General features: G+C 65.1%; 6 protein-coding genes. 4 read left to right on the forward strand and 2 right to left on the reverse strand.

Annotation, left to right across the window (positions count from 1 at the left end; translation table 11 throughout):
• Positions 1 to 112 precede the first annotated feature (112 nt).
• The 4 genes from ABGA94_RS18585 to cueR all read left to right on the forward strand — a co-directional run bounded on the left by ABGA94_RS18585 (position 113) and on the right by cueR (position 7,127).
• Positions 113 to 742 (forward strand): hypothetical protein, encoded by a 630-nt coding sequence (locus ABGA94_RS18585; protein ID WP_329915893.1) that lies wholly within the window; start codon positions 113 to 115, stop codon positions 740 to 742.
• Positions 743 to 1,039: 297 nt separating this feature from the next.
• A complete protein-coding gene (locus ABGA94_RS18590; RefSeq protein ID WP_375367903.1) occupies positions 1,040 to 3,997 on the forward strand; it encodes a TonB-dependent receptor plug domain-containing protein in 2,958 nt (985 codons plus the stop codon).
• Positions 3,998 to 4,158: 161 nt separating this feature from the next.
• The gene (locus ABGA94_RS18595; protein WP_375367904.1) at positions 4,159 to 6,660 is read left to right on the forward strand and encodes a heavy metal translocating P-type ATPase; all 2,502 of its coding nucleotides are present in this window, start codon (positions 4,159 to 4,161) and stop codon (positions 6,658 to 6,660) included.
• 11 nt (positions 6,661 to 6,671) lie between these two features.
• Positions 6,672 to 7,127, forward strand: a complete 456-nt coding sequence (cueR, locus tag ABGA94_RS18600; RefSeq protein ID WP_375367905.1) for a Cu(I)-responsive transcriptional regulator — start codon at positions 6,672 to 6,674, stop codon at positions 7,125 to 7,127.
• A gap of 80 nt (positions 7,128 to 7,207) precedes the next feature.
• Here cueR and ABGA94_RS18605 read toward each other — a convergent pair whose 3' ends face one another.
• Positions 7,208 to 7,402, reverse strand: coding sequence for a heavy-metal-associated domain-containing protein (locus ABGA94_RS18605; RefSeq protein WP_065184972.1), 195 nt, complete (start codon positions 7,400 to 7,402; stop codon positions 7,208 to 7,210).
• Positions 7,403 to 7,589: 187 nt separating this feature from the next.
• The gene (locus tag ABGA94_RS18610; RefSeq protein WP_053500459.1) at positions 7,590 to 10,664 is read right to left on the reverse strand and encodes a TonB-dependent receptor; all 3,075 of its coding nucleotides are present in this window, start codon (positions 10,662 to 10,664) and stop codon (positions 7,590 to 7,592) included.
• Between the last annotated feature and the right edge of the window lie 336 nt (positions 10,665 to 11,000).

Genomic DNA, 11,000 nt, shown 5'->3' on the forward strand with positions numbered 1-11,000 from the left:
GTCGGATCCCTTCGCAGAAGGGCTCCGACCCCGGGCCTGCCCATCGTTGCGGCCGAAGAAGTGACGCTTACAGCACGTTCGAACGGCTAGGGCGGCAGGCCAAGTCGTTGAAATGGATACGCTGGTGCGCCGTCGCATGGCGGCGCAGTCGGTGATTGCCGATAGTGGTTCATACCGTCGTTCGCCAACGAATTCACGCATGTTTCGACCGTTCCTGCTGCTTGTCTGCGCGGTGCCAGCCATTGCAATCGGCGCACGTGAAGGGCAGGCACCGGAGTGGGTGCGGGAGGTGGCTGCCGACAAGGACCTGCAGGTTGACCCCGAAATGGTTGGTGTGAGGCTTGAGCCAACCGCGCGGGGCGCGTTCCTCGACACGCGTGCACATCGAATCGGGGCGAGGCGTTTTCGCGCGCTGTATCAGGCATTCGATTCCAACGCGGATAACCCGATGGGCCTTTGCGGCGCTGGGCGCGAGATCCATCTCTTCGTCTACGAAGTGATGCCGCTGGAGCCCGTGGAGCGGGGTAGGATACGGATCAGCAGCTGCCTTGAGGCCCTGTCTCTGGCCAGCCAGAACTCAGGGCGGCCCCACAGTGAATCCGACTTTTCCTCGGTCATCTGGCAGGGCGACGGGATCACCATCGAGTGGTGGGGTATCGGACCCGGAGGCGATGCGTCGAGCCACTACACCCTCCGAAATGACCGCTTCGTCCCGACTCGATCGGGTGAGGGGAATCGCTGAGGGCGGACAAAACCGTTCCGCGCGCGGTTGTCGCGATCGTGTCATTGACGTGTGCGCTGTTCTCTCAGCGATGTTTCGCAACCCTTTGATTGTTCTTGATACCTGCGGCTGATAGCGGCATTGCGTAGGGTGTTGCTGCATCGCCGCATGCCCGGCGTGGTTCAGCTGTGCTTTAGTTTGGATCGATCCACAGGGGAGGGGGCTGGGACGGTCGTGAACCGATCCCGGCACCCGGATCAGCCGTCGTGCTACGCCACCACCTGTCCGCGCGTCCACACTTTCCAAGAGCAACCACCCATGGCTCAGTCCGTTCGCAAGCGTCGCCACCTGCTGTCCCAGGCCCTGATCCTGGCCCTGCTTCCCCTGGCTGCCAATGCGCAGCAAGCCTCAAGCTCGTCTACCAAGGATCTCGACGCGGTCACCGTCACCGGCTCGCGCATCAAGCGCGCCAGTGTCGAAGGCCCGGCCCCGGTCAACGTGATCACCGCGCAGCAGATCCAGAAAGAGGGCTTCGTCAGCGTGTACGACGCGCTGAAGACGCTCACCGAAGCGACCGGTACCGTCGAAGCCGCCTCGCAGTGGGGTTCGCACACGCCCAATGCCAGCGGGCTGAACCTGCGCGGGATGGGCCCGAACCGCTCGCTGCTGTTGGTCAACGGCCGTCGCGTGGCCGATTACCCGCTGCCGTATGGCGGTGAAACCAATTTCTCCAACTACGGCAACATTCCGGCCGCAGCGGTGGAACGCATCGAAGTACTGACCGGCGGCGCCTCGGCCATCTATGGTTCGGACGCGATCGCCGGCGTGGTCAACGTCATCCTCAAAACCAACTACGACGGCGACGAAGTGCGCGTGCGCGGCGGCACCTCCACCGAAGGCGGGCGCGACACCTGGGACCTGTCATGGGCCGGCGGCAAAACGGGTGACAACTGGAGCGTGACCTATGCGTTGCAGTACACCAAGCGCGATCCGTTGTTCGGCCGCGACCGCCCGCAGATGGACGATGCCGATGATGCGCCGTATGCGTCCTGGAACATGGAGCAGCGCAAGGTCGGCTTCCGTCCCACGGCCGGGCTGGCGCTGATCGATCCGACGACGGGCCAGCGCCTGGCGCCGCCCACCGGTACCTGCGAGAAGTTCGACGGTGAGTACTACACGGCCGATCGACTGGTCTACAACTACGCCGCCAACCGCATCACCAACACCGGCCGCCTGTGCGGCATGAGCGCCGACTACGCCAACTGGCTGCTGACCGGTGGTGCCGAGAACGTGTCCGGCAACCTGTATGCCACCTTCGATTTCAGCAGCGACCTGCAGGCCTGGACCAACCTGGCGGTGTACCACTCCGAAGCGATCTGGGGCACCAACCCGCCCAGCGTCTCGCTGATCGACGACGACAACGGCTATTACTGGGATGCCAATCGCAACCGTCCGATCCTGGGCGTGCGCCAGTTCACTCCGAACGAAGTCGGTGGCCTGGATACCCTGCGCAACACCAACCGCGAGCTGTCCTGGGACTGGAGCGCAGGCCTGCGTGGACGTCTTGCCGAACGCTTTGACTGGAGCGCCACGGTGGGGCGTTCCTATTACCGCGTGGAAGAGCGGCAGAACGTTGTCGACGAGCAGAAATCGTACGACTACTTCCTCGGCCCGCGCCTGGGTACCACCGCCGATGGCGAGGCGATCTACGCGTTGAACGAATCGCGCTGGTGGAATCCGCTCACGCCGGACCAGTACTGGCAGATGGGCACGGTCGCCAGGAACCGCGCGTCATCGTGGGTCAACCAGGCCTCGGCGGATATCACCGGCGAACTGTTCCAGGGCTGGGCCGGCCCGATCTCGTTCGCCGCCGTGGCCGAAGTCGCGCAGCAGGGCTATCACCTCAGCCCGGACCCGCGCGCCGGCATCGACTTCGATCTGCAGAACGTCGATCGCGGTGGCGGCGAGCGCACCCGTTACTCGGCCGGCGTCGAGTTCAAGATCCCGCTGCTGGAGAGCGTGACGGCCACCGCGGCCGCCCGCTACGACCGCTATGGCAACTACAAGGCCGATGACAGCAGTGAAACGCTGGATATCGGCCGCCAGAAGGAGACCACCTGGAACGTCGGCCTGGAATGGCGCCCGGTCGAATCGCTGCTGGTGCGTGGCTCGTACGCCACCAGTTTCCACGCGCCGGACATGCACTATCTGCTGGGCCAGCCGAGCAGTTCCGAAGTGCAGACCTATGACCGCCTGCGCTGCATCCAGAGCGGTGCCTACCTGGTCAACAACTGTGGCGTGGGCAACACCGATGTCTGGTACACCTTCGACGTGAACCGGCGTGGCACGCCGCTGCTGCGTTCGGAAACCGGCGATTCGTGGTCGGTCGGCTTCGTCTGGGACGTGATGCCCAACCTGTCGGTCAGCGCCGACTACTGGGCGATCAAGCTGGAAGACATGATCGTCGACGTCGGCGCCGACGAGGTGCTGGCCAGCGAGGCCGGCTGCCTGACCGGCAAGAACATCGATGGCACGCCGTGGGCCAATCCGGCCGGTGGCGATTATTGCGCCGGCATCCTGGCCCGCGTGAACCGTGACAGCAGCGGCCGGCTGGTGTCGATCGAGCGCGGCCCGTTCAACCTGGCCAGCCGGGAAGTGCGCGGTATCGACCTGACTGCACGCTATCGCCTGGAAACCGCGCAGTGGGGCAGCTTCCAGCTGGGCCTGAACTACACCAACCAGATCTCGACCAAGGAACAGCGCTACGCCAACGACCCGAACCCGGAACGGCGCGACCGAGACCTGCGCAGCAAGCTGCGCGCGAGCCTGGCCTGGCAGCGCGGCAACTGGAACGCCAACGTCTATGCCGACCGCGTGGGTTCGGTGCCGGGCGTGCGCTATCACTGGGGCACCGATCGCCTGGACAATCCCGGCGGTTGCCTGCCGTTCGCCGACGGCTACGTGCCCAGTGACAGTCCGTCGCTGAACTGCCTGGAACCGGCACAGCTGCCGGATGGCTCGGTGAACCCGAACCCCAACGCGGGCCAGCAGACCTCGCGCTACTTCGGCCGGGTCGGGCCGTTCATCACCTGGAACGTCAACGTGGGTTACCAGGTGACCGAGCACGCCAAGGTCAATGTCTACGTCAACAACGTGTTCAATTCGGCCAGCTGGAACCACAAGGACCCGTACAAGCTGGACTATGACTTCGCCCCGACCCGGTTGCTGAGCGCGGTCGGCCGCGAGTTCGCATTGGAGTATGTGTTCACCTTCTGAGGAGACCGGCCTCCGCCGGTAGATCCACGCCATGCGTGGATGCGGAAACGGAACACCGGGGGCGGCGCCCCCTTCAGGCATGCGGACAGGCTGGATTTGACCTTCCCACGATGGCAAGGTTTAGCCTGTCCGCATCCAGAAGGAAACCCGGGAATCCGATCATGAGCACGCCGCGCGCCGCTGCCGCCCCCGCCAGCCCCTCCACCATCAGCCTGCCCATCGAGGGCATGACCTGCGCCAGCTGCGTAGGCCGGGTCGAGGCAGCACTGTCCAAGGTCGAGGGCGTGGGCAGTGTCTCGGTGAACCTGGCCACCGAGCGGGCGGACATTCGTCCGTCGGGCCCGGTGGATCGCGCGGCGCTTGTCCAGGCAGTGGAGCGGGTGGGCTATGACGTGCCCGCAGCGACCACCGAACTGGCGGTCGAAGGCATGACCTGCGCTTCCTGCGTGGGCCGTGTCGAACGCGCGCTGTTGGCCGTGCCCGGCGTCAGCCAGGCCAGCGTCAACCTGGCCACCGAGCGCGCCACAGTGCGTGGCATGGCGGACGTGGCTGCGCTGGTCGCCGCGATCGACAAGGCCGGCTATGACGCACGTGTGATCGAGGCGGGTGCGCAGTCCGATGACCAGGCTGCGGAAAAGAAGGATGCCGAGCGCGCCGAACTGAAGCGCGACCTGATCGTGGCGGCCACGCTGGCACTGCCGGTGTTCGTACTGGAAATGGGTTCGCACCTGATCCCCGGCATGCACGCATGGGTGATGTCCACCCTCGGCATGCAGGCCAGCTGGTACCTGCAGTTCGTGCTGACCGCGCTGGTGCTGGCCATTCCGGGCCGCCGTTTCTACCAGAAGGGGTTCCCGGCGCTGCTGCGTTTGGCGCCGGACATGAATTCGCTGGTGGCGGTGGGCACCGCCGCGGCGTTCGGCTATTCGGTGGTAGCGACCTTTGCACCGCGGCTGCTGCCGCCGGGCACGGTGAACGTCTACTACGAAGCGGCGGCGGTGATCGTCGCGCTGATCCTGCTCGGCCGCTTCCTGGAGGCCCGGGCCAAGGGCCGCACCTCTGAAGCGATCAAGCGCCTGGTCAACCTGCAGGCCAAGGTGGCCCATGTGATCCGTGACGGCCGCGCGGTCGACATCCCGATCAATGAAGTGCAGAGCGGCGACCTGGTGGAAGTGCGCCCGGGCGAGCGCGTGCCGGTGGATGGCGAGGTGGTTGAAGGCCGCAGCTACATCGATGAATCGATGATCAGCGGCGAGCCGATTCCGGTCGAGAAGCTGCCGGGCAGCAGCGTGGTGGGTGGCACGGTCAACCAGAAGGGCGCATTGACGGTGCGGGCCACGGCCGTGGGCGCGCAGACCCTGCTGGCGCAGATCATCCGCATGGTCGAACAGGCGCAGGGCTCGAAGCTGCCGATCCAGGCGGTGGTCGACAAGGTCACGTTGTGGTTTGTGCCGGCGGTGATGCTGGCCGCGCTGGCGACCTTCGCGGTCTGGTTGATCTTCGGTCCATCGCCGGCACTGAGCTTTGCACTGGTCAATGCGGTGGCGGTGCTGATCATTGCCTGCCCGTGCGCGATGGGCCTGGCCACGCCGACCTCGATCATGGTCGGAACCGGTCGTGGCGCCGAAATGGGCGTGCTGTTCCGCAAGGGCGAAGCACTGCAGCTGCTGAAGGACGCGCAGGTGGTGGCGGTGGACAAGACCGGCACGCTCACCGAAGGCCGCCCGCGCCTGACCGACCTGGAGATTGCTGCCGGCTTCGATCGCAACAGGGTTCTGGCGGCAGTGGCCGCGGTGGAGTCGCGCTCGGAGCATCCCATCGCCCGCGCGATTGTTGATGCCGCGACCGGGCAGGGCATCACGTTGCCGGACATGGTCGACTTCGAATCGGTCACCGGCATGGGCGTGCGGGCCAGTGTCGAGGGTGCACGCGTGGAGGTCGGTGCCGATCGCTTCATGCGCGACCTGGGCGTGGACATCACTGCATTCGCAGCATTGGCGGCGGAACTCGGCACGCAGGGCAGGTCGCCGCTGTATGCCGCCATCGACGGTCGCCTGGCTGCGATCATCGCGGTATCCGATCCGATCAAGCCGAGCACCCCGGCAGCGATCGCGGCACTGCATCGGTTGGGCCTGAAGGTGGCGATGATCACCGGCGACAACGCCGGGACCGCGCAGGCGATCGCGCGCCAGCTCGGCATCGATGAAGTGGTGGCCGAGGTGCTGCCGGAAGGCAAGGTCGAGGCAGTGCGCCGGCTGAAGGCCACGCACGGCCACGTCGCCTTCGTTGGTGACGGCATCAACGATGCGCCAGCACTGGCCGAGGCCGATGTCGGCCTGGCCATCGGCACCGGCACCGATATCGCGGTGGAATCGGCCGACGTGGTGCTGATGTCGGGCAACCTGCAGGGCGTACCGAACGCCATTGCGCTATCGAAGGCGACGTTGGGCAACATCCGGCAGAACCTGTTCTGGGCCTTCGCCTACAACACCGCGTTGATTCCGGTGGCCGCCGGGGTGCTGTACCCGGCCTGGGGCGTGCTGCTGTCGCCGGTGTTCGCGGCCGGTGCGATGGCGCTGTCCAGTGTGTTCGTGCTGGGCAACGCACTGCGCCTGCGCCGCTTCCAGCCGCCAATGGCGGATGCCGCCGTTGCGACCCACTGAAGGAGAATCGCATGAATATCGGTGACGCCGCCAAGGCCTCCAGCGTGTCGGCGAAAATGATCCGCTACTACGAACAGATCGGCCTGATTCCTGCGGCGGATAGAACGGAGTCGGGCTATCGGGCGTATTCGCAGGCCGACATCCATCGCCTGCGCTTCATCCGCCGCGCGCGCGATCTCGGCTTCAAGGTGGCCGAGATCGGCGACCTGCTGGGCCTGTGGAACGACACGTCGCGCCACAGTGCCGACGTCAAGCAGCTGGCCGAGCAGCACATCGCCGACCTGGAACAGCGCATCGAGCACATGCGGCAGATGGCCGACACGCTGAAATCGCTGATCCGCTGCTGTGCCGGCGATGAGCGCCCGGAATGCCCGATCCTGCAGCGGCTGGGTGAAGACGATGAGGCTCCGCTGCCGGTGGAAGCGGCCAAGACCGGCGCGGTGCGCCGCCGCGCACGCAAGCACTGAGTTTTCATGTTCGCATGCACTGAAAAGCCCGCCCAGTGACAGTGCAGGGGGCGGGCTCCGCTGTGGCAGAAAGCAGGGGATCAGGCAGTGCGCGGCGGGAACCCCGCATCCTTCAGCGCGGCGAACACCTGCTCCTGTGATGCGGTGGTCTGCACCTTGACCAGGCCGGTCGGCGGATCGGCCACCACACTGGCGCTCGGATCGATCTGCTGGATCGCGCGGGTCACGCTGCGCGCGCAGCCGCCGCAGGTCATGCCGTCAACATGGAATTCCATCTGTAGCTCCTTCGGTGCTCGTGAGGTGAAACCAGTGTGCACCTTCCAACGATGGCAGGGTCAAGCAGGTGGCTGAACGGCGGTGCAGGCAAATGAAAACGGCAGCCGCCTGTACCAGCGCGGCTGCCGTGGAGGACCATTCCCGTCGGGGCGGGCAAGACTGCGCCGGGCCAGGCCCGGCGCTGCCTCAGAACTTCCAGTTCACGCCGAAATACAGCTGGCGCCCGGCGTACAGATTGGACAGCAGGCGGGCCTGGCTGTCGTTGCCGATGTAGCTGCGCAGCTCGGACTTGGTGGCGTTCAGTACGGCCGCGGTCACCGTCCAGTCCGGGGTGAGGTTGTAGGCCACGTTCAGGTCAAGCTGGCTGTAAGGCTTGGTGTAGGTGGTCATGCCATTGTTCAGGCCGCCGACCACTTCACCTCGACGGTTGTACGAGGCGCGCGCCAGGAACTTGTCGTTCTCGTAGAACACCGTAACGTTGGCCTGGTTCTTGGCACTGCCGACCAGCGGCGAGGAGCCGATTTCCTCGCCATCCAGCACGATCGAGGCCAGGTTGGTGTCGTTGTAGGTGTAGTTGGCCTGCACGCCCAGTCCGAAGTCGAACGTGTACTGGCCATACAGTTCCACGCCCTGCGACACGCCATCGCGGCCATTGGCCTGGGTCTCGTACTTCTGCACGGTGACCGACTGCCCGCCGACGTTCATCTGCTGGTCGCGCACCACCGGCACGGTGAAGTTGTCCACGTTCTTGCGGAACAGCGAAACACCTGCGACCGCGCCCGGCTTGAAGTACCACTCCAGGCCCAGGTCGAACTGGACCGCCTTGAACGGTTCCAGCGCCTTGTTGCTGCCCGAGCCGTACCAGCCGGGCGTGTCGGTGCCGCCGGTGACGCGGCGGTCGTTGGCGTACTCTTCGCTGATGTAGCGCAGGCCACCGGGATAGGCGATGCTGGTGTAGCTCGGGCGCGCGACCACCTTCGACGCCGCGCCACGCAGCACCAGGTTGTCGGTGATGTCCCAGGCAATGTTGAAGCTGGGCAGCACGTCGGTATAGGTCTTTTCCAGCGACGACAGGGCATACACCTTGTCGCGCACCTGCGGGTCGGGCAGGCGGACGAAGCCACCCTGGCAGCGCAGGTTCGGGTCGGCGGCCGGATCATCGCAGCTCATCGGCGCGCCGCTGGCGTTGTCGACGAAATAGTCGTTGAAGCGCTCGACCGAATCGCTGGACTGGGCGAACTGCTTGGTCCGCACCACGCGCACGCCGATGTTGCCGCGTACCCGCTCAGTGCGGAAGTTGGCCTGGAAGTAGCCGGAATAAATCTTCTCGTTGACGTCGTAGACGAAGTCTTCTTCGGTGCGGTTGTGCGAGCCACCGTAGGTCTTGTTCAGGTAGTCGATGTAGGCCGGGTAGTTGATGCCCGGGAACACGTTGGCGTTGAACGCGCCGGTGATGTTGCTGATCGGGTTGGACAGGAAGAAGCCCGGCTGCGCATCGCCTGCGGTCGGATCGCAACCGGCCTGGTAGCGGTTGTTGTCATAGTCGGACGGATCCAGGCCCGGGCACACCCAATAGGTGTTGCCGGTGTTGCGGTGGACCTTGCCATCGCGGTACTTGGCGCCGAACTGGATCGAATCCAGCCAGCCGGCCTCGAACAGCTTGGTGACGTCGGCCTGGAAGTAGTTCTGCTTGACCTCGGTCTGCATCCACGACGAATCGGTCGAGCCGGTATCGACTTCGGCCACGCCCGCCATCAACTGCTGCTGCAGGTCCGGCGAGAACTGCACCGACGGCGTGCCGGTCAGGTCCCAGGCGGTGTACTGGTTGCCGGACTGCCACTGGTTGCCAACCTTGCGGCGCGGCTTGGCCGACATGCGGAAATTCATCGACGGACCACCTTCGGACCAGGTGCGGCCGCCAGTGAACGAGGCCTTCCACAGCGGGCTGATATCCCAGTCGATGGTCAGGTCGGCGGTCTGCGACAGTGCCTTTTCCTTGCTGTATCCACCGGTGAGCTGCGGAGTGGGGATGGTGCAGTCGTCCGGGCCCCAGCCACCGGGTTCCAGGCCGGCTGCCGCTGCTTCTTCCTCACTGCAGTAATAGGTCTTTCCGGCCAGCTTCTGGTACTGCGCACCCGTGACGATGCTGCCACTCGGGTCGAAATCCAGGCCGTTGAGCAGGCGGCCGCCGGCCCAGTTGCCGTCCTGGTTGTAGCGGGCCAGGTTCCACTCCGGCACCTTCAGCATGTTCTGGGTGTAGTCACCCTGCAGCTCGAAGCGGAAGTAGTTCGCGGTCATCGTGACGTTGTCGACCGGCTTGAACTGGAAGGTCAGCTGGCCGCCCTTGCGCTCGCGCTTTTCTTCCTTCACCGCGAAGTTCACCGAGGTCGGCATGAAGAATTCGCTGTAGTTCTTGCCAGCCTGGTTGTTGAAGCCGGACTGGCCCCACCAGTAGTGGATGCCATCCTGCTCCAGCAGGTTGCCGTTGGCATCGCGGGCCGTGGTGCCATTGCCGTACCACTGGTAGTCCTCGGTGCTGGCTTCCATGGTGCGGGTGGTGCGCTTCTGCTGGGTCACGCCGACGAGGACGCCGAAGCGCTCATCCTTGCTGTGCCACGAGTACAGCGCGGACGCCTGCGGATCGACATCGTGGCTGGTATCGGAGGTGGTGCCCTCCAGGTTCACGTAGCCGGAGTTGGATTCCATGTCCAGCGGGCGGCGGGTATGCAGGATGACCGTGCCGCCGATGCCGCCTTCGTCGATGCGTGCTTCCGGCGACTTGAACAGCTCCGCGCTGGACAACATGTTCGATGGCAGCAGGGTGTAGTTGAAGGAGCGCGTCGCTTCGTTGTTGGTCTCCGACGAGGCGACGAAGTTGCCGTTCAACTGGGTCAGGGTCAGGTCCGGCGCGAGGCCGCGCACACTGACACTCTTGCCTTCGCCACCGCTGCGGGTGATGACCACGCCGGGCACGCGCTGCAGTGCGTCGGCCACGTTCTTGTCGGGGAACTTGCCGACGTCCTCGGCGGTGATCACCTCGACCACCGCGTTGGCGTCGCGCTTCTGCTCGAGGCTCTTTTCAATGGCGTAGCGGTAGCCGGTGACCTGGACGCTGTCCAGGGTGGTGGCGTCCTGCGAGCCGGTGGAAGCGGCCTGTTGCGCGGCGGCGCCACCCGGAATGACGGCGGCGGCCAAGGCCAGCGCGATGGCCAACGACAATGCGTCCTGGCCATGCGTACGTGTTGAATGCTTCATTCCCATCTCTCCCTCTCTCATGGATTGATCCGGTGACGTGGCACGGACAACTTGAATCGATCTAATTTGAAGTGACTTTGTCGCTGTCGCCAAGCAACTGCCAGTGGCGCCGCGCGCGTGGCCTGGTACGTCCTGTTGCTGCTCCCCCAACTCCCGGCCATCGCAGCGTCGTCTTGGATCGATCTAAGCGATGGGCGGGCGATTTTTAGCACGGGTCGCCCGCAGGCGGAACACCTCGTCGGTCTGCCCGGTGTTGCGCGCCAGGATGCCGCCGTCGTCATCGTTAACGTTCTGCAGCAGGCCTTCGCGCACGAACACATCGATGGTGCGGTCAATGCGCTG

The sequence above is a fragment of the Stenotrophomonas sp. 3diitr2024 genome, from assembly GCF_042136455.1.
In the GTDB taxonomy this organism is placed as follows: Bacteria; Pseudomonadota; Gammaproteobacteria; order Xanthomonadales; family Xanthomonadaceae; genus Stenotrophomonas; species Stenotrophomonas sepilia.

What these genes read in the sequence shown, in the direction of transcription:
- ABGA94_RS18590 (WP_375367903.1), top strand. Translation starts at nt 1,040, where the DNA reads ATGGCTCAGTCCGTTCGCAAGCGTCGCCACCTGCTGTCCCAGGCCCTG.
- ABGA94_RS18605 (WP_065184972.1), bottom strand. Translation starts at nt 7,402, where the DNA reads ATGGAATTCCATGTTGACGGCATGACCTGCGGCGGCTGCGCGCGCAGC.
- ABGA94_RS18585 (WP_329915893.1), top strand. Translation starts at nt 113, where the DNA reads ATGGATACGCTGGTGCGCCGTCGCATGGCGGCGCAGTCGGTGATTGCC.
- ABGA94_RS18595 (WP_375367904.1), top strand. Translation starts at nt 4,159, where the DNA reads ATGAGCACGCCGCGCGCCGCTGCCGCCCCCGCCAGCCCCTCCACCATC.
- ABGA94_RS18610 (WP_053500459.1), bottom strand. Translation starts at nt 10,664, where the DNA reads ATGGGAATGAAGCATTCAACACGTACGCATGGCCAGGACGCATTGTCG.
- cueR (WP_375367905.1), top strand. Translation starts at nt 6,672, where the DNA reads ATGAATATCGGTGACGCCGCCAAGGCCTCCAGCGTGTCGGCGAAAATG.